23 protein-coding genes are annotated in these 22,199 nt (G+C 69.0%); 16 read left to right on the forward strand and 7 right to left on the reverse strand.

Features of this window, described 5'->3' with window-relative positions; all coding sequences use genetic code 11:
* Nucleotides 1-3 precede the first annotated feature (3 nt).
* The 3 genes from VPH43_RS17600 to VPH43_RS17610 are packed head-to-tail and all read left to right on the forward strand — an operon-like array spanning nt 4 to nt 3,240.
* Nucleotides 4-717: a SapC family protein gene (locus VPH43_RS17600; RefSeq protein WP_328579041.1), complete on the forward strand. Its 714-nt coding sequence runs from the start codon at nt 4-6 to the stop codon at nt 715-717.
* A complete protein-coding gene (locus tag VPH43_RS17605) occupies nt 710-1,708 on the forward strand; it encodes a cupin-like domain-containing protein (RefSeq protein ID WP_328579042.1) in 999 nt (332 codons plus the stop codon). Before VPH43_RS17600 ends, VPH43_RS17605 begins: the two co-directional genes overlap by 8 nt.
* Nucleotides 1,709-1,716: 8 nt before the next feature.
* Nucleotides 1,717-3,240, forward strand: coding sequence for a tryptophan halogenase family protein (locus VPH43_RS17610; protein ID WP_328579043.1), 1,524 nt, complete (start codon nt 1,717-1,719; stop codon nt 3,238-3,240).
* Nucleotides 3,241-3,284: 44 nt separating this feature from the next.
* On the opposite strand, the gene VPH43_RS17615 is transcribed toward VPH43_RS17610, so the two are convergent.
* A complete protein-coding gene (locus VPH43_RS17615; RefSeq protein WP_328579044.1) occupies nt 3,285-4,061 on the reverse strand; it encodes an IclR family transcriptional regulator in 777 nt (258 codons plus the stop codon).
* 114 nt (nt 4,062-4,175) lie between these two features.
* On the opposite strand from VPH43_RS17615, the gene VPH43_RS17620 reads away from it, so the two are divergent.
* The 8 genes from VPH43_RS17620 (at nt 4,176) to VPH43_RS17655 (ending at nt 12,632) form a co-directional block, all read left to right on the forward strand.
* Entirely contained in the window at nt 4,176-5,132 is a 957-nt protein-coding gene (locus VPH43_RS17620) for an MBL fold metallo-hydrolase (protein WP_328579045.1), read from the forward strand.
* 22 nt (nt 5,133-5,154) lie between these two features.
* Nucleotides 5,155-6,825 (forward strand): FAD-dependent oxidoreductase, encoded by a 1,671-nt coding sequence (locus VPH43_RS17625; RefSeq protein WP_328579046.1) that lies wholly within the window; start codon nt 5,155-5,157, stop codon nt 6,823-6,825.
* Entirely contained in the window at nt 6,816-7,034 is a 219-nt protein-coding gene (locus VPH43_RS17630; protein ID WP_328579047.1) for a DUF2783 domain-containing protein, read from the forward strand. The genes VPH43_RS17625 and VPH43_RS17630 overlap by 10 nt, the downstream gene beginning before the upstream one ends.
* Nucleotides 7,031-8,323, forward strand: a complete 1,293-nt coding sequence (gene hmgA, locus VPH43_RS17635) for a homogentisate 1,2-dioxygenase (RefSeq protein ID WP_328579048.1) — start codon at nt 7,031-7,033, stop codon at nt 8,321-8,323. Before VPH43_RS17630 ends, hmgA begins: the two co-directional genes overlap by 4 nt.
* Nucleotides 8,320-9,645, forward strand: coding sequence for a fumarylacetoacetase (gene fahA / locus VPH43_RS17640; protein WP_328579049.1), 1,326 nt, complete (start codon nt 8,320-8,322; stop codon nt 9,643-9,645). Before hmgA ends, fahA begins: the two co-directional genes overlap by 4 nt.
* A 72-nt stretch (nt 9,646-9,717) precedes the next feature.
* Nucleotides 9,718-10,746, forward strand: a complete 1,029-nt coding sequence (locus VPH43_RS17645; RefSeq protein WP_328579050.1) for a TRAP transporter substrate-binding protein — start codon at nt 9,718-9,720, stop codon at nt 10,744-10,746.
* Nucleotides 10,747-10,755: 9 nt separating this feature from the next.
* Nucleotides 10,756-11,304, forward strand: a complete 549-nt coding sequence (locus tag VPH43_RS17650) for a TRAP transporter small permease (RefSeq protein ID WP_328579051.1) — start codon at nt 10,756-10,758, stop codon at nt 11,302-11,304.
* Complete coding sequence (locus VPH43_RS17655; RefSeq protein WP_328579052.1) at nt 11,301-12,632, forward strand: TRAP transporter large permease; 1,332 nt, start codon at nt 11,301-11,303, stop codon at nt 12,630-12,632. Before VPH43_RS17650 ends, VPH43_RS17655 begins: the two co-directional genes overlap by 4 nt.
* 3 nt (nt 12,633-12,635) lie before the next feature.
* Here the strand turns inward: VPH43_RS17655 and VPH43_RS17660 are convergent, their stop codons facing one another.
* Both VPH43_RS17660 and paaY read right to left on the reverse strand, forming a co-directional pair.
* Nucleotides 12,636-13,295 carry a glutathione S-transferase family protein gene (locus tag VPH43_RS17660; protein WP_328579053.1) on the reverse strand — a complete coding sequence of 220 codons (660 nt, stop codon included), beginning with the start codon at nt 13,293-13,295 and terminating at the stop codon, nt 12,636-12,638.
* A 67-nt stretch (nt 13,296-13,362) separates the two neighbouring features.
* Nucleotides 13,363-13,974: a phenylacetic acid degradation protein PaaY gene (paaY, locus tag VPH43_RS17665; RefSeq protein WP_328579054.1), complete on the reverse strand. Its 612-nt coding sequence runs from the start codon at nt 13,972-13,974 to the stop codon at nt 13,363-13,365.
* A gap of 135 nt (nt 13,975-14,109) precedes the next feature.
* Here paaY and VPH43_RS17670 point away from each other — a divergent pair, with 135 nt between their 5' ends.
* The gene (locus VPH43_RS17670; RefSeq protein ID WP_328579055.1) at nt 14,110-14,862 is read left to right on the forward strand and encodes a PEP-CTERM sorting domain-containing protein; all 753 of its coding nucleotides are present in this window, start codon (nt 14,110-14,112) and stop codon (nt 14,860-14,862) included.
* A 51-nt stretch (nt 14,863-14,913) separates the two neighbouring features.
* Here VPH43_RS17670 and VPH43_RS17675 read toward each other — a convergent pair whose 3' ends face one another.
* Complete coding sequence (locus tag VPH43_RS17675) at nt 14,914-17,031, reverse strand: TonB-dependent receptor (RefSeq protein WP_328579056.1); 2,118 nt, start codon at nt 17,029-17,031, stop codon at nt 14,914-14,916.
* A gap of 157 nt (nt 17,032-17,188) precedes the next feature.
* Nucleotides 17,189-17,539: a hypothetical protein gene (locus VPH43_RS17680; RefSeq protein WP_328579057.1), complete on the reverse strand. Its 351-nt coding sequence runs from the start codon at nt 17,537-17,539 to the stop codon at nt 17,189-17,191.
* Nucleotides 17,540-17,686: 147 nt separating this feature from the next.
* Here VPH43_RS17680 and paaG point away from each other — a divergent pair, with 147 nt between their 5' ends.
* Genes paaG through VPH43_RS17700 form a run of 4 tightly spaced genes read left to right on the forward strand, consistent with a single transcriptional unit; the run spans nt 17,687 to nt 21,588 of the window.
* Nucleotides 17,687-18,490, forward strand: coding sequence for a 2-(1,2-epoxy-1,2-dihydrophenyl)acetyl-CoA isomerase PaaG (paaG, locus tag VPH43_RS17685; RefSeq protein ID WP_328579058.1), 804 nt, complete (start codon nt 17,687-17,689; stop codon nt 18,488-18,490).
* Nucleotides 18,490-20,010 (forward strand): 3-hydroxyacyl-CoA dehydrogenase, encoded by a 1,521-nt coding sequence (locus VPH43_RS17690; RefSeq protein ID WP_328579059.1) that lies wholly within the window; start codon nt 18,490-18,492, stop codon nt 20,008-20,010. Before paaG ends, VPH43_RS17690 begins: the two co-directional genes overlap by 1 nt.
* A complete protein-coding gene (gene paaI, locus VPH43_RS17695) occupies nt 20,003-20,452 on the forward strand; it encodes a hydroxyphenylacetyl-CoA thioesterase PaaI (protein ID WP_328579060.1) in 450 nt (149 codons plus the stop codon). The genes VPH43_RS17690 and paaI overlap by 8 nt, the downstream gene beginning before the upstream one ends.
* Nucleotides 20,452-21,588, forward strand: coding sequence for an NAD(P)/FAD-dependent oxidoreductase (locus VPH43_RS17700; protein ID WP_328579061.1), 1,137 nt, complete (start codon nt 20,452-20,454; stop codon nt 21,586-21,588). Before paaI ends, VPH43_RS17700 begins: the two co-directional genes overlap by 1 nt.
* On the opposite strand, the gene VPH43_RS17705 is transcribed toward VPH43_RS17700, so the two are convergent.
* Together VPH43_RS17705 and VPH43_RS17710 are read right to left on the reverse strand one after the other, a co-directional pair.
* A complete protein-coding gene (locus tag VPH43_RS17705; RefSeq protein ID WP_328579062.1) occupies nt 21,573-21,869 on the reverse strand; it encodes a type II toxin-antitoxin system RelE/ParE family toxin in 297 nt (98 codons plus the stop codon). The two genes, VPH43_RS17700 and VPH43_RS17705, sit on opposite strands and share 16 nt — an antisense overlap.
* Nucleotides 21,870-22,154, reverse strand: a complete 285-nt coding sequence (locus VPH43_RS17710; RefSeq protein WP_328579063.1) for a CopG family transcriptional regulator — start codon at nt 22,152-22,154, stop codon at nt 21,870-21,872. It abuts the gene before it with no gap.
* Nucleotides 22,155-22,199: the final 45 nt, after the last annotated feature.

Genomic DNA, 22,199 nt, shown 5'->3' on the forward strand with positions numbered 1-22,199 from the left:
GCCATGCCTCGCCACGCCGTCCTCAACAACGTCGACCACAAGGACCTGCGCGTCATCAGGGCACACGGCGAGCGCTTCGGCGACGACGTGATGGCCGCTGTCACCTTCCCGGCTGAATTCCGCAGTGTCCAGTCGCACTATCCCATCGTGTTCCAGAAGTCGCAGGACGGCACCACGTTCCAGCCGCTGGCGCTGTTCGGCTTGCGCGAGGGTGAAAACCTGTTCCTGCGCGGCGGCGGCTGGGACGCAGCCTATGTGCCGCTGGCCATCGAACGCCAGCCCTTCCTCGTCGGGTTCGACGGTGCCGAGCCGGTGGTGCATGTGGACCTCGACAGTCCGCGCGTGAGCCGCAGTGAGGGCGAGCCGGTGTTCCTGCCCTTCGGCGGCATCAGTGACTACCTGGAGCAGGTGAACTCCATGTTGCTCGCGCTGCACCAGGGCCTGCAGAGCACGCCTGCCTTCGTCGCCGCGCTGCTGGCGCATGACCTGCTCGAGCCGTTTTCGTTCGACATCGAACGCCCGGATGGCACGCAGCGGCTGGCCGGCTTCTACACGGTGCACGAGGAGCGGCTGCAGAAGCTCGATGGCACGGCGCTGGCGCAGCTGCACCAGGCCGGCCATCTGTTGCCGATCTACATGGTGCTGGCGTCCACCTCGCACCTGCGGGACCTGGCTGACCGGGCTTGCCAGGCAGGCAACGAGCGCGTGCATGCGTGAGCTGAGCGGCGTTTCAGCGCGGCAGCTCCCCGAAGCACTGCTGCGCTCCACCGAGCCGCTGGTACTGCGGGGCCTGGTGGCCGAATGGCCGGCCGTGCAGGCCGCGCAAGCAGCCGGCGGCATCACCGCCTACCTGCGACGTTTCGACGCCGGTGCCACCGTGGGTGCCTGGATCGGCCCACCGGAAATCCAGGGGCGCTTCAACTACACCGATGACCTGACCGGTTTCAACTTCGCGCGCGAAAAGCTGCGTTTCGCCGCAGTGCTGGACGCGCTGGACAGCATGGCCGCCGAGCCCCGGCCGCAGGCGCTGTACATGGGTTCCACGACGGTGGAGACCTGCGCCCCCGGTTTCCGCGAACACAACGACCTGGGAGCCGGGCCGCTGGAGCAGTGGCAGCCGCTTGCCAGCCTCTGGCTGGGCAACCGCACCTGCGTCGCCGCGCACCAGGACTTGCCGGACAACCTGGCCTGCGTGGTGGCCGGGCAGCGCCGCTTCACGCTGCTGCCGCCGGAGCAACTGCCCAATCTGTACGTCGGCCCGCTGGAGCACACACTGGCAGGGCAGCCCACCAGCCTGGTGGACTTCGCCAGGCCCGACCTGAACCGGTTTCCAAGGTTTGCCGAAGCCCAGCGCCATGCACGGGTGGCCGAACTGGGCCCGGGCGATGCCATCTTGATCCCGAGCATGTGGTGGCACAGCGTGGAAGCCATGGCGCCGGTGAACCTGCTGGTGAACTACTGGTGGCGGCGCTCGCCGGAGCACATGGATTCGCCGATGGGTGCGCTGCTGCACGCTGTCATGACCGTGCGCGACCTGCCGCCGGAGCAGCGCGAGGCCTGGCGCCACCAGTTCGAGCATTACGTGTTCGGCGCCGGTGAACAGACAGCAGCCCACCTGCCGCCCGCGGCGCGCGGCGTGCTGGCACCCCTGGATGAACCTGCCACCCGGGCGCTGCGCGCACGCCTGCTGCGCCGGCTGAACCGCTGAGGAACCGCATGGACCCGACCGCTGCCTCCGCCATGCCCCAGGCCCCTGCCCGGCCGGTGCGCCGCATCGTCATCGCCGGCGGCGGTACAGCCGGCTGGATGGTGGCCGCCTGCCTGTCCAAGACCATGGGCAGGCTGCTGGACATCCAACTGGTGGAGTCCGACGAGATCGGCACCGTGGGCGTGGGTGAGGCCACCATCCCGCCGCTGCAGATCTTCCACCAGCTGCTGGAACTGGACGAGCGCGAGTTCATGGCCGCCACCTCGGCCACCTTCAAGCTGGGCATCCAGTTCGAGAACTGGCGCAACGGCAACGACCGCTACATCCACTCGTTCGGCACGACCGGCAAGGACCATTGGACAGCCGGCTTCCAGCACTTCTGGCTCAAGGGCCGCGAGCGTGGGCTCGCGCGCGACTACGGCGACTACAGCCTGGAGCTGCGCGCGGCGCAGGACAGCCGCTTTGCCCACCTTCCGCGCGGCGGCCTGAGCTACGCCTACCACTTTGACGCCACACGCTATGCCGCCTTCCTGCGCACCTTCAGCGAGTCCCATGGCGTGCGGCGCATCGAGGGCAAGATCCGCGCGGTCAACCTCGATGCCGCCAGCGGCCACATCCGCTCGCTCACGCTGGACTCCAGCGCGTCGATCGATGGCGACCTGTTCATCGACTGCACCGGCTTTCGTGCGCTGCTGATCGGCGAGGCGCTGAAGGTGCCTTACGAGGACTGGTCGCATTGGCTGCCCTGCGACAGCGCGCTGGCGGTGCAGACCGCTTCGGTGGGTGAGGCCGTGCCCTACACCCGCTCGATCGCGCATGCCAGTGGCTGGCAGTGGCGCATTCCCTTGCAGCACCGGGTGGGCAACGGCCTGGTGTACTGCAGCCGCCACATGAGCGACGACGAGGCTCGTGCGCTGCTGCTGGCCAACGTGCAGGGCGAAGTGCTCACCACGCCGCGCCAGCTCAAGTTCAAGCCGGGCCAGCGGCGTGAGGTGTGGCGCCACAACTGCGTGGCGATCGGCCTGGCCAGCGGCTTCATCGAGCCGCTGGAATCCACCAGCATCCACCTCATCCAGCGCGGGCTGATCCGGCTGATGCAGATGTTTCCCACGGCGGGCATCAGCGCCGCCGACATCGCCGAATACAACCAGCAGGCGCAGACCGAGATCGAGCACATCCGGGACTTCGTGGTGCTGCACTACCACCTCACGCAGCGGGATGATTCCGCGTTCTGGCGTGAGTGCCGTGCGATGAACGTTCCGGCATCGCTGCGCCATCGGCTCGCCCTGTTCGGCGAGACCGGACGCGTCTTCCGCGGGCCCAACGAGCTGTTCGCCGAGAACTCCTGGATCCAGGTGATGCTGGGGCAGGGCCTGATGCCGCAGCAGCACCACCCGGTGGCCGACCTCATGGGCGATGGCGAACTCACCGACTTCCTGGAATCCATCCGCGGCACCATCAACCGCACGGTGTCGCAGCTGCCGCCGCATGAGCGCTATGTGCAGCAGTACTGCGCCGCGCCGGCGCGTTGAGTCGCTTCTTTCGCTGAACGACACCGCGCGGGCAGAGCTTGGCTTCAGGCCGGCGCCGCCCCCAGCCGGCGCGAAAGGTCACCCGCACAGCGTTTCAGGGTCTGGGCCACGCTGCCCTTCCAGGCGGTGTCCAGCGCGGCCGTGGGGCCGATCACCGTGATGGCGAGCACCATCGCGCCCGTGCCGTCGAACACCGGCGCCGCCAGCGCGCTCACGCCCGGCACCGACAGGTCCACCGCCCGCCCGATGCCGTGCTGGCGCGCCTCGGCCAAGCGGGCGGCGAAGGCCGCCTCATCGAAATGCGGGCTGTCCGGCGGCTCGTGGGTCAACACCTCCTGCACCGCGGCGGCCGGCCGGTGGGCCGCAAACAGCCAACCGGAAGCCGTGGCCCGCAGGCTCATCACCGTGCCGTGGCGCATGGAGATGTGCACCGGCGAGGGCCCTTCGGCCACCCGCACGATGGTGGGCCCGCGGTCGCCCCACACCGCGATCGCCACCGTGTGGCCCAGCGCCTGGGCCAGCTCCTCGATCAGCGGCGTGGCCAGGCGCACCGGGTCGTATTGCTGCAGGCTGATCAGGCCCAGCTGCATCGCCAGCGGCCCCAGGCCGTAGCGGCCGGTGGCCGGGTCCTGCTCGATCAGGCCCAGCTTGCCGAAGCTCACCAGGTAAGGGTGAGCCTTGGCGGGCGCCATGCCGGCGTCGCGCGCCAGGTCCTTCAGCGCCATGGGCCGGCCGTGGTGCGCCAGCGCGAGCAGCAGTTGCCCTCCCACCTCCACGCTCTGGATGCCGCGTGACCCTTTTTCCCCGGCGCTGTCGTCCATCTTGGTATTTGTACTAATGCGAACTGATTAGACATTATCGAACAGGCTGACTAAGATCAAACTCGTTAGACATACGCGAACTCGTTAATCAACGTCAAAGACATCGGACACGTCATGAGCAGCAAAGCCTTCGCTTCCCAGGCCGACCTGGAAGATAAGCAGGTCAGCTTCACCCAGCTGTCCGAGCACGCCTGGGCCTACACGGCCGAGGGCGACCCCAACACCGGCATCGTGATCGGCGACGACGCGGTGATGGTGATCGACACCCAGGCCACGCCGGTGATGGCGGCCGACGTGATCCGCCGCATCCGCGAGGTGACGGACAAGCCGATCAAGTACGTCACCCTCAGCCACTACCACGCGGTGCGGGTGCTGGGCGCCTCGGCCTACCAGCCGCAGCACATCATCGCCAGCCAGGACACCTACGACCTGATCGTGGAACGTGGCGAGGCCGACAAGGCGAGCGAGATCGGCCGCTTCCCGCGCCTGTTCCGCAACGTCGAATCGGTGCCACCGGGGCTGACCTGGCCGACCATCACCTTCAAGGGCAAGATGACGCTGTGGATGGGCAAACTCGAAGTGAAGCTGCTGCAGCTCGGCCGCGGCCACACCAAGGGCGACACCGTGGTGTGGCTGCCGGGCGAACGCACCTTGTTCTCCGGCGACCTGGTGGAGTTCGATGCCACGCCGTATGCGGGCGACGCCTACTTCCAGGACTGGCCGCAGACGCTGGACAACATCGCCGCCCTGAAGCCCCTGGCCCTGGTGCCCGGCCGCGGCGCCGCCTTGAAAGGCGAGGCCCAGGTGGCGCAAGGCCTGGCCGGCACACGCGCCTTCGTCAGCGAACTGTTCGCCAGCGTGAAGGCTGGCGCGCAGGCCGGGCAGGACCTGAAGAGCGTGTACCGCGCCACCTACGAGCGCCTGAAGCCCAAGTACGGCCAGTGGGTGATCTTCGACCACTGCATGCCCTTCGACGTGACGCGGGCCTATGACGAGGCCACGCAGTACGCCGACCCGCGGGTGTGGACGGCGCAGCGCGACATCGACATGTGGAAGGCGCTCGAGTCCTGAAGCCGATCCGACGCCGGCTGCCATGCTGAAGACCCACGTCGTCCCCGAGTACGCCTATACGCGCAGCGCCGAGCAGCGCAGCGGCGTGCCGCAGCGCCACGCGGTGGTGATCGTCGGTGCCGGCCCGGTGGGCCTGACCGCCGCGCTGGACTGCGCGCAGCGGGGCCTGCCGGTGGTGCTGCTGGACGACAACAACACGGTAAGCATCGGCTCGCGCGCCGTCTGTTATGCCAAGCGCTCGCTCGAGATCTGGGATCGCCTCGGTGTGGGCGAGGCGCTGGTGGAGCGGGGCGTGCAGTGGAAGGTCGGCAAGGTGTTCCTCCGCGACGAGCTGGTCTACAGCTTCGACCTGCTGCCGGAAAGCCGCCACAAGATGCCGGCGATGATCAACCTGCAGCAATACCACCTGGAAGAAGCACTGGTGGCGGCGTGTGAACGAAGCGGCCGCGTCGACTTGCGCTGGAAGCACAAGGTGGTGGGCCTGCAGCAGCACGCCGACCATGTGAGCCTGCAGGTCGAAACGCCCGATGGTGTGTTCGAGATGCAGGCCCAATGGCTGATCGCCTGCGACGGCGCCAACAGCGACGTGCGCAGCATGGTGGGGGCGCCCTTCACTGGCCAGCGTTTTGAGGACCGTTTCCTCATCGCCGACGTGGTGATGAAAGCGGCTTTTCCAGATGACAAGGCGCCCCCGGCCGCCGACGGCGGCCACCCCCCGCGGGGGTCCGGGCTCGGCTTGAGGCGGCTCGGCACCGAGCCCGAGCGCTGGTTCTGGTTCGACCCGCCGTTCCACCGCGGCCAGTCGGTGCTGCTGCACAAGCAGTGCGACAACGTCTGGCGCATCGATTTCCAGCTCGGCCGCGACGCCGATCCGGTGGAAGAAAAGAAGCCGGAGAAGGTGATCCCCCGCATCCAGGCGATGCTGGGGCCGGATGCGCAGTTCGAGCTGGAATGGGTGTCGGTGTACCAGTTCGCCTGCCGCCGCATCGACAGGTTCCGCCACGGCCGCGTGCTGTTCGCGGGCGACGCCGCGCACCAGGTATCGCCCTTCGGCGCGCGCGGTGCCAACTCCGGCGTGCAGGACGCGGACAACCTGGTGTGGAAGCTGCAGCAGGTGCTCACCGGCCAGGCGGGCGAAGCGCTGCTGGACAGCTATCACGACGAGCGCTGCGCCGCGGCCGACGACAACATCGCGCACTCCACCCGCTCCACCGACTTCATCACGCCCAAGAGCCGCAGCAGCCTGCGCCTGCGCAATGCGGTGCTGGAGTTGGCGGCGCAGGAAGCGTTTGCGCGGCCCTTGATCAACAGCGGGCGGCTGTCGCGCCCCACGCCGTATACGTCCTCGCCGCTGAACACGCCAGACAACGAGGCTTTCGACAGCGGCCTTGCGCCTGGAAGTGCGTGCGCCGACGCGCCGGTGCTGCGTGATGGCCGCGCGAGCTGGCTGCTCACCGAACTGCGCGGCGGCTTCAGCTTGTTGTGTTTCGGCGAAACGATCGAACTGCCCGGCGTGCAAGTGCTGCAGGTCGGCACGGATGTGATCGATGTCGAAGGCCTGCTGGCCGAACGCTACGGCGTGGGCCCCGAGGGCGCGGTGCTGATCCGGCCCGACCAGCATGTGGCCGCGCGCTGGCGCCACCCCACGCGCGAAGCGGCGCAGGCAGCGCTGCGGAGAGCCACATGCCGCTGATCCTCACACCGAACATCGCGGATGCCGATGGCTTCTACGAGGAGCTCATTGCCGGCCAGCGCGGCCTCACCGATGAACAGGCCGAGCTCATGCTGGCCAAGCTGGTGCTCATCCTCGCCAACCACGTGGGCGACCGCGCGGTGCTGAGCGAGGCGATCGCCCTGGCCCGCGACAACCCCTTGAATCCCGAACCGCACCCCACGCGATGAACGAGACCTTGAACTACCAGTCCGGCTTCGGCAACCACTTTGCGAGCGAAGCGGTGCCGGGTGCCTTGCCCATCGGGCAGAACAGCCCGCAGCGTGCGCCCAAGGGCCTGTACGCCGAGCTGCTGAGCGGCACCGCCTTCACCGCGCCGCGCCATGAAAACAGGCGCACCTGGCTGTACCGGCGCCAGCCCTCGGTGCTGTGCGGCGAATACCGTCCGGAGCCGCATGCCTGGTGGAAGACCGGTGCGAAGGACGGCGTGCCGCTGCCGCCCAACCCGCTGCGCTGGTTGCCGTTTCCGCAACCCAACGAGCCGCAGGATTTTGTGCAGGCGATCCGCACCCTGGCGCTCAATGGCGATGCGGACGCCCAGGTCGGCATGGCCGCGCATGTGTTCCACGCCAACCGCTCGATGGAGCGGCGTGCGCTGGTCAATGCCGATGGCGAGATGCTGGTGGTGCCGCAGCAGGGCCGGCTGCGCGTGACCACCGAGCTGGGCGTGCTGGAGGTGGCGCCCGGCGAGGTGCTGCTGCTGCCGCGGGGCCTGGCGTTCAAGGTGGCTCTGCCCGATGGCGCGGCGCGCGGCTACATCGCGGAGAACTACGGCGCGCCCTTCCGGCTGCCGGAGCTGGGGCCGATCGGCTCCAACGGCCTGGCCAACCCGCGCGACTTCCTCGCACCCGTGGCGGCCTATGAACAGGGCGCCGGCGAATACGAGATCGTCAAGCGCTACGGTGGCGCGCTGTACCGCGCGCAGGCCAAGGCCTCGCCCTTCAACGTGGTGGCCTGGCACGGCAACCTCTGCCCGCTGAAGTACGACACCAGGCACTTCATGACGATCGGCTCGATCAGCTTCGACCATCCCGATCCGTCGATCTTCACGGTGCTCACCTCGCCCAGCGACACACCGGGCACCGCCAACTGCGACTTCGTGATCTTTCCGCCGCGCTGGATGGTGGCCGAGAACACCTTCCGCCCGCCCTGGTACCACCGCAACTTCATGAGCGAGTTCATGGGGCTGGTGTACGGCCAGTACGACGCCAAGCCGGAGGGCTTCAAGCCCGGCGGCGCGTCGCTGCACAACAGCATGGTGCCGCACGGCCCCGACACCGAGGCCTTCGACAAGGCCAGCAGCGCCGAGCTCGCGCCCCACAAGCTGGACAACACCCTGGCCTTCATGTTCGAAAGCCGCTGGCGCTTCCATCCCACCGAGTTCGCGCTCAAGGTGGCCGTGCTGGACCCGAATTACGCCGACTGCTGGGCGGGCCTGCAGGACCGCTTCCAACCATGATCGACCACACCCACGATCCCGCGCTCACCAGCTGGGTGGCGTCGGCCAATGAGCCCCACACCGACTTCCCGATCCAGAACCTGCCCTTCGGCCGCTTCCGCCCGGCCGGCGGTGGCAAGGGCTGGCGCATCGGCGTGGCCATCGGCGACCAGGTGCTCGACCTGCGCCTGGTGATGGAAGAAGAACTCTGGGGCCAGGGCGAGCAGCGGGTGATGCAGTGGCTGGCCGAGGGCGAGCTCAATGCCTTCATGGCGCTGGGTGGGGACGCGCGCCGCAAGCTGCGCCACCTGCTGAGCGACGCCTTGCGCGAGGGCAGCCGCCAGGAGGCCGCACTCAGGCACTGCCTGCGGCCGCAGGCCGACATCGAGCTCGGCCTGCCGTGCCACATCGGCGACTACACCGACTTCTACACCGGCATCCATCACGCCACCGCGGTGGGCAAGCTGTTCCGGCCAGACAACCCGCTGCTGCCCAACTACAAGTGGGTGCCCATCGGCTACCACGGCCGGGTGTCCTCGTTGGGCGTGAGCGGGCAGCGCTTTCATCGCCCGCTGGGGCAGACGCAACCGCCCGCGCCCGATGCCAGCCCGGTGTTCGGCCCCAGCCAGCGGCTGGACTACGAGCTGGAGCTGGGTGTGTTCGTGGGGGCGGGCAATCCGCTGGGCCGGCCGATGAGCATGGCGCAGGCCGAGAACGACTGGTTCGGCATGGTGTTGCTCAACGACTGGTCGGCGCGTGACCTGCAGGCCTGGGAGTACCAGCCGCTCGGCCCCTTTCTCGCCAAGAACTTCGCCACCACCATCTCGCCCTGGATCGTGACGCAGGAGGCGCTGGCGCCGTTCCGCGCACCGCATCAGCGGCCGGCCTCGGACCCGCAACCCCTGGCCCATCTCGATTCACCCGCCAACCGCGAAGCGGGCGCGCTGGACATCACGCTGGAGGTGCTGCTGCAGACCGCCCGCATGCGCAGCGAAGGTGTCGCGCCCGAGCGGCTGATGCGCTCCAACTTCCGCGACGCCTACTGGACGGTGGCGCAAATGCTGGCGCACCACAGCAGCAATGGCTGCAACCTGCAGCCCGGCGACCTGCTGGGCAGCGGCACGCAGTCCGGGCCCGAGGTGGGGCAGGGCGGTTCGCTGCTGGAGCTCACCCAGGGCGGCAAGCAGGCGATCACGCTGGCCAATGGCGAGACGCGCCGCTTCCTGGAGGATGGTGACACCGTGCTGCTGCGCGCCGTGTGCGAGCGGCCGGGTGCGCGGCGCATCGGCTTCGGCCCGTGCGCGGGCACCGTGCTGCCGGCGGTCGAGGGTCCGCGCCATTGACCGGGCTCCATCGCCTCGATAGAGTTGTTCGCAAATAGATCAGATGTTCGTTAATAGAACAAGGAGACATCCATGAACCGTGTTGCCCGCCGTGCGCTGCTGCTGGCGCTGTCCACCCTCGGCCTGGCCGCCTCGGCCCAGGAAGTGACGCTGAAGGTGTCGCATTTCTGGCCGCCGGGCGCGATGCCGCCCACCAAGATCCTGCAGCCCTGGTGCGACCGCATTGCGGCCGACTCCGGCAACAAGCTCAAGTGCCAGATCTTCCCGGCCATGCAGCTGGGCGGCACGCCGGCGCAGCTGATCGACCAGGCCAAGGACGGCGTGGCCGACGTGGTGTTCACGTTGCCGGGTTACACCGCGGGCCGCTTCCCCGCGATGGAGGCCTTCGAGCTGCCCTTCATGTCGCGCTCGGCCGAAGCCACCAGCAAGGCGGCCTGGGACTTCTACGAGAAGTACGGCAAGAAGGAGTTCGCCGGCCTGCACCCGCTGATGTTCGCGGTGCACGACAACGGCTACCTGCACACCAAGGACAAGCAGGTCAAGGTGCTGGGTGACCTCAAGGGCCTGAAATTCCGCGCCCCCACGCGCATGACCAACAAGCTGCTGGCCTCGCTGGGTGCCACGCCGGTGGCCATGCCGCTGCCGCAGGTGCCCGAGGCGGTGAGCAAGGGCGTGATCGACGGCTTCCTGCTGCCGTGGGAGGTGATCCCCTCGGTGAAGCTGCACGAGATGGTGAAGTACGACACCGAGACCGACCCGTCGCGCCCGGCGCTGTACACCGCGGTGTTCACGATGGCGATGAACCCGGCCAAGTACAACAGCCTCTCGCCGGAGCTCAAGGCCGCGATCGACAAGAACAGCTACGCCGGCCTGTCCGCCACCGCCGGCAAGATCTGGGACGAGAGCCAGGCGCCCGGCCGCAAGGCCGCCACCGAGCATGGCAACACTTTCTACACGATCCCCGCGAGCGAACTCGACAGCTGGATCAAGGCCTCCGCCGGCCTGTACGACGAGTGGGCCGCCGACATGGACAAGCGCGGCCTGCCCGGCAAGCAGATGCTGCAGGACGCACGCGGCCTGATTTCCAAGTACCAGAAATAAGGCGGCTGCATGCAGGAGCCCGTTGAGGGCACCGGCGATGCCGGTGCTCCGCCCTCGTTCGGCCCGGCCGGCCGCGCCTTGCTGCTGGTGAGCAAAGGCGCGGCCATCGCCGGTGGGCTGGTGTTCACCGCGCTGGTGGTGATGTCCATCGTGTCCATCGTCGGCCGCAAGCTCTGGTCCGCGCCGGTGCCCGGTGACGTGGAGCTGCTGCAGGTGTGCTCGGCCTTTGCGGCAGCCGCCTTCTTCGCCTACTGCCACCTGATCGGCGGCGATGTGAAGGTCGACTTCTTCACCCACAACATGAAAGCATCGAGGGTGCATCTGCTGGATGCCATCGGCTCGCTGCTGGTGGGCGCCTTCGGCTGGCTGATCGCCTGGCGTGCGCTGGCCGGCGCGCTGGCGGTGAAGGAGTCCGGCGAGACCACCATGATCCTGGGCTGGCCGCTGTGGATCGGCCAGGTGCTGATGGTGCCGGGCTTCGTGCTGCTGGGGCTGGCGGGGTTGTACATGGCCGGTGTGCATTGGCGCGCACGCCACGCCGCGAAGGCCGCGTCATGAGCGGCATCCAGGTTGGCCTGCTCATCTTCGGCCTGCTGCTGGTGCTGCTGGTGGTGCGTGTACCCATCGGCATCGCGATGTTCGTGATGGGCTCGGCGGGCTATGTCTACCTCACCGGCGGCGACGTCACGCCCTGGCTCAACTCGCTGAAGAACCTGGCCTATGCGCGGCTGTCGAACTACGACCTGGTGGTCATTCCGCTGTTCCTGCTGATGGGCCAGTTCGCCACGCACGGGGGCTTGAGCCGTGCGCTGTTCCGTTGCGTGAGTGCCTTCCTCGGCCACTACAAGGGCGGCGTGGCGATGGCAGCGGTGGGCGCTTGCGCCGGCTTCGGCGCGATCTGCGGTTCGTCGCTTGCCACCGCGGCCACCATGGGGCAGGTGGCGCTGCCCGAACTGCGCCGCTTCGGTTATGCGGGCAGCCTGTCCACCGGCGCACTGGCCGCGGGCGGCACGCTGGGCATCATGATCCCGCCGTCGGTGCCGCTGGTGATCTACGCCATCCTCACGCAGGAGTCGATCGGCAAGCTCTTCATGGCGGCGGTGCTGCCCGGCATCATCGCGATGCTGGGCTACATGCTGGTCATCAAGATCATCGTCACGCTCAAGCCGCACATGGGCCCGGCCGGCGAGCGCATGGCCTGGGGCGAGCGCTTCAAAGCGCTGGCCCAGGTGGCGCCGGTGCTGCTGGTGTTCCTGGTGGTGATCGTGGGCATCTACGGCGGCTGGGCCAACCCCACCGAGGCCGCTGCGATCGGCGCCGCGGCTTGCGGCATCCTGGCCGTGGTGAGCGGCGGCATGCGGCTGCCGGGGCTGATCGCGAGCGCCTTGGGCACGGCGCAGGCCACCGCCATGATCTTCCTCGTGCTGCTGGGGGCCGACCAGCTGAACACCGCGCTCGCGCTGTCGCAGATGCCCACCGAGCTCGCCGCCTGGGTGAAGGCCAGCAGCCTGTCGCCGATGCTGGTGATGGTGGCGATCCTGGTGATCTACATCCTGCTCGGCTGCGTGATGGACAGCCTGGCGATGATCCTGCTCACCATCCCGATCTTCTATCCGATGGTGATGGGGCTGGATTACTTTGGCCTGGGCCAGACCGACAAGAGCATCTGGTTCGGCATCCTCGCGCTCATGGTGGTGGAGATCGGCCTGGTGCACCCGCCCGTGGGCATGAACGTGTACATCATCAACCGGCTGGCCAAGGACGTGCCGCTCACCGAGACCTTCAAGGGCGTGATGCCCTTCCTGGCCTCGGACTTCCTGCGCATCATCCTGCTGCTGTTCGTGCCGGCGATCAGCCTGGTGCTGGTGCGCAACTTCGGAGGCTAGACGTCAGTCCCGGTCGGGTGCGCCCAGCGGGAAGTAGGGCCGGAAGGGCCGCGCTTCGTCCACCGCGCGGGCGAAGGAGGGCCGCGCCAGCAGGCGGCGGCGGTAGGCCAGCACATGGGCGTGTTGCTCGCCGATGCGATGGGTCCAGTCCGCATAGAAGAGGAAGGGCGCGGCCGCGCAGTCGGCCAGGCTGAACTCATCGCCGGCCGCCCATTCGCGCTGCGCCATCACCTTGTCGAGCCAGGCGTAGCTGGTGTCCAGCATCGCGCGGGCCTCGGCCACGCCATGCGCGTCGCGCACGCCTTCGGGCCGCAGGGCGTCGAACACGATCTTCTGCTGCGGCGTGGACACGTAGTTGTCGAAGAAGCGGTCCATCATGCGGACCTCGATGGCCGCCTTCGGGTCCGCGGGGATCAGGCGCACCGGGCCGGGATGGTGCAGGCCCAGGTATTCGATGATGCAGCTGGCCTCGATGATCGTGCGCTCGCCGTCCACCAGCACCGGAAAGCGCTTCATCGGCCACAGGCGGGCCAGTTCGCGTGTCACCTCGCCGTCGGGACCGTCGAGCACGCGCGGCTCGAATGCAGTGCCGTTTTCGTACAGCGCGATCAGCGCCTTCTGGCAGTAGGAGGAGAACGGGTGGAAGTAGAGCTTCAAGGCCATGGCGGAGCTTTCGGTGGGGTGATGCTGGCACGACGAACGGCGCCGCCGGGAATCGACATCGCTGGGATCAGCTGCTACCGCTGGCCTTGGTAGCAACCAGTGGCTTCAGGTCCGCGTCGCTGAAACGCCGGCGATCGGCTTCCATTTCATGCAGCGGCTCTACCTCTTCCAGCGTGGCCAGGCAACGCTCGGTCAGGCGCTGGTAGGTGCGTGTGCCGGCCAGCTTCCATTGCATCTCCTGTTCGGTGAGCTCGCGCACCACCTTGGCCGGCACGCCCGCGGCCAGGGAGCGCGGCGGGATCTTCAGCCCCGCGCGTACGAAGGCGGACGCAGCCACGAAGCTTGCTTCGCCCACCTCCGCTTCGTCCATCACCACCGCGTTCATGCCCACCAGCGCATCGCGCCGCACCACGCAGCCGTGCAGCACCGCGCCGTGGCCGATGTGCCCGTTTTCTTCCACCACGGTGTCGCTGCCTGGAAAGCCATGCATGGTGCAGTTGTCCTGCACATTGCTGCCGCGCTCCAGCACGATGCGGCCGAAGTCGCCGCGCAGGCTGGCGCACGGCCCCACGTACACGCCCGGCCCCACGATCACGTCGCCGATCAGCACCGCGCTCGGGTGCACGAAGGCGCTGGGGTCCACCACCGGCACCAGGCCGTCGATTGCATAACAGGGCATGGTTGTCTCCTTGCGGATGCACCGCGGCATCCATCGGGCATCGATTGTCCACAGGGATGGACTGACCGGCCCGCTGGGGCTACGCTGCGCCGGGGCTGACGCCCCACCTACCGACAACCATCCATGGAGAGGCACTTGAACCACAAGCTCAAAGTCCTTGCCGCGGCCCTGGCGCTCATCAGCGGCGCGGCGCAGGCGGCATCTGACACGACGGTCGATTTCGACCACTGGCGCCAGGGCTGGAAAGGCCCCAAAGGCAGCGGCGGCAGCACCTGGCGTGACACCACGATGGGCAACGATGCGCCGGCCCTGCACACCCAGTTCACCGACTTCGGCATCACCTTCAGCACCGATCGCAACCAGCACTTCCTGGGCGACTACACGCTCATGCCGGGGGTGCAGATCGGCCTGGACGTGAGCACGCAGTCGGTGTTCTTCTTCGATCGCGAGGTCACGCGGGACCTGGTGGTGGAGCTGCGCGACTACGACAACGCGCCCGAAGGCATGCCCTACGTGGCGGTTTGGGCGAAGCTGGGCACGCTGGATGCGGCCCAGGCCGGCTGGCAGCACTGGTCGGTGACCATCAGCGACACCCACTCCCAGGCGCTGCCCACGGGCTGGGGCGGTTATGGCGCGGAGGACCCGGTGACCTTCGAGCCCAGGCTGCCCGACGGCCGCACCTTCGCCAGCGTGCTGGCCGGCATCGACGAAATCGCGTTCACCACCTACGTGCCCGGCATGGTGTTCGGCGGCACGTACTTCGACGTCGCGATCGACAACATCTCGATCGCCAAGGTGTCGCCAGTGCCGGAGCCCGCATCGCTGGCGCTGATGGCGGGCGGCCTGGGTCTGCTGGCCTGGCGCCGCCGCGGCCTGCGGCGCAGCTGAGTCGAAGGGGAGGCGCCGGCCTGCCGGCCGGCGCCTTTCTTCCTGCTTACCCTAGAAGCTGACGCGCAGCCCCGCCATCACGCCGCGGCCAGGCAAGGGCGACAAAGGCCGCACCGTGCCGATCGTGCTGGCGTTGTAGGCCAGCGCGTTGCCCACGTTGTTGAGCTTCACGAACGCCAGCGCATCGGTCTCGCCCAGGCGCAGCTTGTAGGCGGCCGACAGATTGACGATGGTCCACGCGGGCGTCGGCGTGTCGTCCTCCGGCACGCGGGTCTGCCGCGTTGCGTGCTGTACCTCGGCCCGGGCACTCCAGGCGTCCTGCTGCCAGTACAGCGCCACCGTCGCCCGCAGGGGCGCGATGCGAGGCAGCGGTTCGCCGGTGCTCAGGTTGTCGCCGCGCACCAGGTCGATATGGCCTTCGAGGTCGAGGCTACCGGCACCTTGCCAGAGCCGCTTGCCGGCATCGACTTCAGCACCGTACAAGCGGGCCGGCACGCCGCGGAAGGTGTACACCGGAAACGCGTTGCCCTCCTCGTCGACGAAGTCCGGCTCGCTGCTGCGCACCAGCGCGATGTAGTTCTGGAAGCGGCTCCAGAACGCGCCCACCTTGGCGTGGTCATGGCCGTCCTTCCATTGCAACGCGAGGTCGATGTTGCGGCCGCGCTCCTTCGCCTGCGCGGTGTCACCGCGCTCGAAGGTGGCGGTGGCCGCATGCACGCCGTTGGCATAGAGCTCATAGCTGGTGGGCGCGCGTTCGGTGTACGCCGCATTGCCGCTCAGCTGCCACCGTGTGTCGAGGTTCCACACCGCGCCCAGCGACGCGCTTTTGGGCGAAAAGCTGCGCTGCAGCGCCGGGCCGAACTTCGCCGCGTCGGCGTCGGCATCGCCGTCGGAATCCACCGTGGCCCGCTCCGCGCGCAGGCCGCCGCTGAGCTGGATGGCCTTGCCCAGGCTCCACTGCTCGTACACGAACGCGGCCGCCTGCCGGCTGTGCGTGGTGGGGACAAAGGCTTCCTCGCCCAGGGCCTCGAAGCGTGACGACTCACCCTGGAAGCCGAACACGCCCTCCAGCTGGCCCGCGCCGAGCGCTCGCGCGGCGTGCACCGCCTCCACGCGCAGGTCACCGCCCTTGTTCTTGAAGGTGGTGCCCACCTCGCCGGTGCCTTCGACCTCCTGGTGTTCGTAGTTGGTGAAGCCGGCCTGCGCCCGCACGGTGGTGATGAAGCCGCCCAGGTCGCGCACCTCGCCCGATAGCGAGAGCTTGTCGCGTTGCATGCGGATCGTGACGTCCTCTTCCGCGACGGTGCCGTAGTCATTGCGGTAAGTGTCCACGCTCGCCCCCAGGAAACCGTGGTCCCAGACCATGGAGCCGCCGACGGCGCCGCCCTTGGCTTCGCTCGCGGAATTCACCACTCGGTCGCGTCGTTCGGTGCCGCCGCCGTCCACGGGGCGGTCGAAGCCCGGCACGCGCAGGTCGTCGGTCTTGCGCCAGAAGGCGTCGGCGTGCAGCGCAAAGCCCGAGCCGCCGGCTTCCACCAGGCCGGACACGCCGCGTTCGTCGGCCGCGCCGCCCATGCGGGCTTCCGCTGCGCCTGAGACGCCGCTCACGGGGCTGCGCGGAATCCGGTTGTCGATGGCGTTCACCACGCCGCCCACGGCGCTGCCGCCGTAGAGCAGGGCGGCCGGGCCGCGCAGCACTTCCACGCGCTCCACCACCAGCGGATCGATCGGCACCGCATGGTCGAAGCTCAGGCTGGACGCATCCAGCGACGCACCGGCATTGCTGAGCACGCGGATGCGGTCGCCGTCCTGGCCGCGGATCACCGGGCGGTTGGCGTTGGGGCCGAAGTAGGTGGACGACACGCCGGGCAGGCCCTCCAGCGTTTCGCCGAGCGAGCTGCCACGGCGCAGCACGAGTTCGTCGCCGCTGATGGACGTGGCGGGTGCGGCCAGTTGCTCCGCGCGCAGCGGGTTGCCGGTGATCACGACCGACTGCACGCCGGACGTGCCGGAGCTGGAGGTGCCGGAGGCAGATGAGGCGATCGTGGCGGGGGTGGATGCCGGCGCAGGCGACGGGGTGTCGTCGGCCGCGCGAGCCGCGCCCATGGCGAGCACGGCGATGGCAACGACGACGGCGCGTTGCCGCGACAGGGGGCAGATGCGATTCATGGAGAGTCCTTGCCCGCGCGGCGGTGCGCGCAGGGCATTCAAGCGTTAAACGGGGTTCCGTGCCCGCTGCGCCGGCGCCCGCACGCAGGCGCGGGCGGTCGGGCAGAGGCACTGCAGCCCACGGCAGCGGTTCACGCGGTGGGCTGCCGGCAACGGCTCAATGCAAAAGGACGGGAGGCGCGCGGCTGAAGTAGGCACTCGGCGCCGCGGCAACCCAGGTGCTGCTGCGATCCGTGCGCGGAGCCGCATGGCGTGCCGCGGACGGCGGCATCCCGGGCAGCTTGCCCAGCAAGGGGCCGCTCGCCAGCCCGGCGGCGGAGAGGCAAAGATCGCAGTGCTCCGGGTGCAGGGCCTGCTGGGTGTCCGGGTCGGCGCCGGCATCGGCCCGCACGTGCGAATAGCCGTGCCAGTCGGCCGCCGCCTGCGCGAACGGCAGCAGCAGTGCCAGCCACAGCAGCCACTGGATGTGCCGCGGTGTGCGAAGGCGGTGAAGCAGGCTGCTCGACATGGCGAAGAGGCGGTATCTTAGTCGCGCCGCCCGAAGGCCCGCGGATTGCGGTGCTGCGACGGCGGCAGCGCCGGCAAGCGAATATGATTACCGACCGGTCGGTCAATCAATTCCGACCATGCCCACGGGGCCTTCCAAGGAGACACCATGACCGAAACCCTGGTGCGGGTGGACGACAGCGGCGCGGTGCGCACGCTCACGCTCAACCGCCCGCAAGCCTTGAACAGCTTCACCACGCAGATGCATGAACAGCTGCGGTCCGCGCTGGACCAGGCCGCTACCGACACCGCGGTGCGCTGCCTGGTGATCACCGGCGCGGGCCGCGGCTTTTGCGCCGGCCAGGACCTGAGCGACCCCGCGATCGCGCCCGACCTCACGCCCGGCGCGCAGCCCAAGGACATCGGTGCCCTCATCGAGGCCTGCTACCGCCCGCTGGCCCTGCGCATCCGTGCGATGCCGATGCCGGTGGTCGCGGCGGTCAACGGCGTGGCCGCCGGCGCGGGCGCCAACCTGGCGCTCGGCTGCGACATGGTGGTGGCGGCCCGCTCGGCCAGCTTCATCCAGGCCTTCTCCAAGATCGGCTTGATCCCCGATTGCGGCGGCACCTGGCTGCTGCCGCGCCTGGTGGGGCGCGCCCGCGCGCTGGGGCTGGCCATGACCGGTGACAAGCTGCCGGCCGAGCAGGCCGAACGCATGGGGCTGATCTGGCAGTGCGTGGACGATGCCGCGCTGATGGACACGGTGCAGGCCCTGGCCGCCCGCCTGGCCGCGATGCCGGTGAAGGCGCTCGCACAAACCCGGCTGGCGATGGACGCTGCCGGCGAGATGACCCTGGACCAGGCCCTGCAACGCGAAGCCGAACTGCAACGCGGCCTGGGCCGGGCCCACGACTACCAGGAAGGCGCCGCCGCCTTCCTGCACAAACGCACTCCCACTTTCAAGGACCGCTGATGCCTTTGCCCCAACTCGACATGCCCGTCACCGTGGCGGTGATCGGCTCCGGCAGCATGGGTGGCGGCATCGCCCAGCTGGCCGCCCAGGCCGGCCACCCGGTGCGCCTGTTCGACGCGCAGGAAGGCGCGGCCGAACGCGCGCTGGAGCGCATCTCGGCCGACCTGGCGGGCGCGGTGAAGCGCGGCCGCCTGGACGATGCGCAGAAGGACGCGGTGATGGGCCGCCTCAGCGTGGCCAACACCTTGCTCGATCTCGAGGGCTGTGGCCTGGTGGTGGAGGCCATCGTGGAAAAGCTGGAGCCCAAGCAGACGCTGTTCCGCCAGCTCGAGGAAGTGCTGGACGAGTCCGCAGTGCTCGCCACCAACACCTCGTCCATCTCCATCACCGCGGTGGCGCAGGGCCTGGTGCACCCCAACCGCGTGATCGGCTGGCATTTCTTCAACCCGGCGCCGCGCATGAAGCTGGTGGAAGTGATCGCCGGCCTGGAGACCGACCCGGCGCTGGTGGCCGAGATGCACGCCCTGTCGCGCGCCTGGGGCAAGACGCCGGTGGACGCACCCAACGCGCCCGGCTTCATCGTCAACCGCGTGGCACGGCCGTACTACGCCGAAGGCCTGCGCCTGCTGGCCGAACGCCTGGCCCCGCTGGAGGCGATCGACCGCCTGATGCGCGAGGCCGGCGGTTTTTCGCTCGGCCCCTTCGAGCTGATCGACCTGATCGGCGTGGACGTGAACCTGTCGGTCACCGAATCGGTGTACGCCGCCACCCAGCAGGACAACCGCTATGCGCCCCACCTGATCCAGCAGGAGCTGGTGCGGGCCGGGCATTTCGGCCGCAAGAGCGGGCGTGGCTTCTACGACTACCGCCCCACCGCCGGCAAGCTGCATGCAGTGGGGCTGGCGGCCGTGGGCGAGGCGCCGGCGCTGCGCGTGGCGGGCGACCTGGGGCTGCTGCAGCCGCTGGTGGAGCGCTTGCAGGGCGCCGGGGCCACGGTGTCGCGTGACGACGGCCTGGCTGCCGGCAGTTTTGCCTTCGGCGAGGTCACGGTGGCGTTGACCGACGGCCGCACCGCCACCGAGCGCGCCGCTGGCGGCGGCCCGCTGCTGCTGCTGGACCTGGCGCGCGACTACGCCACCACCACGCTGGTGGGCGCGGCCGCCAGCGCGGGCGCAGACGCGCACCTGCCAGTGCTGGCCGCGGCGCTGCAGCCAGCCGGCATCGAGCTGCTGCGCCTGAACGACGTGGCGGGGCTGGGCGTCATGCGCGTGGTGTGCGGCCTGGCCAATGAAGCGGCCGACCTGGTCACCTGGACCGGCACGAGCGCGCAGGACATCGACGTGGCGATGGTGCTGGGCACCGCCTATCCGGTGGGCCCGCTGGCCTGGGCCGATGCGATCGGCCCCTCGCGTGTGGTGCAGGTGCTGGAGCACCTGCATGCCCACTACGGCGAGGCGCGCTACCGCCGCTCGCCGCGCCTGCTGCGCGCCCGCTTCGCCCAGGAGAGCCTGCATGCCTGATGCACCGGCTGATCCGCAACAGGTGGCGCTGGCGGTGCGCGAGGCGATGTTCGCCCAGGACCATGCCTCCAGGTCGCTCGGCATCGAGGTGAGCGACATCGGCCCCGGCCGCGCCACCACCACCATGACCGTGCGGCGCGACATGCTCAATGGCTTTGCGATCTGCCACGGCGGCCTCATCACCACCCTGGCCGATTCGGCGTTTGCGTTTGCCTGCAACTCGTACAACGAGCTCACGGTGGCCTCCGGCTTCAGCGTGGACATCGTCGCACCGGCCAAGGAAGGCGACGTGCTCACCGCCCGCGCGGTGGAGGTCAACAAGGCCGGGCGCACGGGGGTGTACGACATCGAGGTGCTCAACCAGCGCGGCGAGCGCGTCGCGGTGTTCCGCGGCCGCAGCTACACCCTCAAGGGCAAGCCCGTCATTCCGGCGAAGGGCTGATGGCGCACGAGCACATCGATGCGGTGGTTGTCGGGGCCGGCGTGGTGGGCCTGGCGGCCGCGCGTCGCCTGGCGCGTGCCGGGCGCGAGGTGGTGGTGCTGGAAGCGGCCAACGCGGTCGGCACCGTCACCAGCTCGCGCAACAGCGAGGTCATCCATGCGGGGCTGTACTACCCCACCGGCTCGTTGAAGGCGCGGTTGTGTGTGCAGGGCCGCGATCTGCTCTACGCCTATTGCGCCGAGCGCAGCATCGCGCACCGCCGCTGCGGCAAGCTGATCGTGGCCACGCACGAGGGCCAGCTCGCGGGCCTGAAGGCGCTTCAGGCACAGGCCCATGCGAATGGTGTGCACGACGTGGCCTGGCTCACGGCCAGTGAAGCGCAAGCGATGGAGCCGCAGCTGCAGTGCGTCGCCGCGCTGCATTCCCCATCGACCGGCATCGTGGACAGCCACGGCCTGATGCTCGCGCTGCAGGGCGATGCCGAAGCGCACGGCGCGATGCTGGCGCTGGAAAGCCCGGTGCTCGGTGGCCGCATCACCGACGCCGGCATCGAGCTGGACGTGGGCGGTGCGGTGCCGATGACCGTGCTGGCGCGCACGGTGGTCAACGCGGCCGGGCTGGATGCACCGGCAGTCGCCGGCCGCATCGCCGGCCTGGACCCGGCCCACGTGCCACGCGCCTGGTTCAGCAAGGGCAGCTACTTTGCCCTGGCCGGCAAGGCGCCGTTTTCGCGCCTGGTGTATCCGGTGCACGAAGGCAGCTGGCTGGGCGTGCACCTCACGCTGGACCTGGGCGGCCAGGCCCGCTTCGGCCCGGACGCCGAATGGCTGCCTGAGGACACCCGCAGCAACTGCATCGACTACCGGGTGGACCCGCGGCGTGGCGAGGCGTTCTACGACGCGGTGCGGCGCTACTGGCCCGGCCTGCCGGACGGCGCGCTGCAGCCCGCCTACGCCGGCGTGCGCCCCAAGATCCACGGGCCGGGCGAGCCTGCGCCGGACTTCGTGATCCAGGGGCCGGGGGTGCATGGCGTTGCCGGGCTGGTGAACCTGTTCGGCATCGAGTCGCCCGGGCTCACGTCGGCTCTGGCGATCGGGGAAGCGGTGGTTGGACTGGTGGATCAGTCGCCCGCGTAGCCCGCCTCGCGCTGGCCGCGGATGGCCAGCACGAACACCACGTCGATGTCGGGAAGGTAGCGATACAAGGCGACGTAGCCCTTGCTGCGCCGGCCGATGACCAACTCACGAAGTTCGTTTTGCGCCGGCCGCCCGATCAGCGGATTGCTGCCCAATATCGACAAGGCCTCGATGATCTCCGGCAGTCGCCGGGAAGCCGCCTCGGGGTCATGCTGCGCCAGGTGCTCGAAGATGCGCTCGAAGTCGTCCGCGACCTCTGGCGCCAGCTCGACGCGGGCCACTCAGCGAGCCAGCTTGCGGGCCGCCGGCCGCCGAGGCTTGTTGCCCGCCAGGCGCTCTTCCAGATAGCTGCGCATTTCCGTCCACGGGATGGTCTTGCCCGAACTGGCAATCTGCTCGAAGCGGCGCTGCGCGGTCTCGTGGAATTCGTTCATCCGCTCGGCCTGATCGGCCTTTTCGGCGATGGCCTCGAGGATGAAGTTGTGCGCCGTCGTACCGGCGCGTTCTGCCGCCGAGGCCACGCGGGCCTTCAGGGCTTCGGGCAATCGAATGGTGGTGGTCGGCATGGCATTCCCTCGTTTGAAAAAATGTAGCACAACGGTGCTACAAAT

The organism is Ideonella sp. BN130291 (assembly GCF_036231905.1).
In the GTDB taxonomy this organism is placed as follows: domain Bacteria; phylum Pseudomonadota; class Gammaproteobacteria; order Burkholderiales; family Burkholderiaceae_C; genus CAMLIZ01.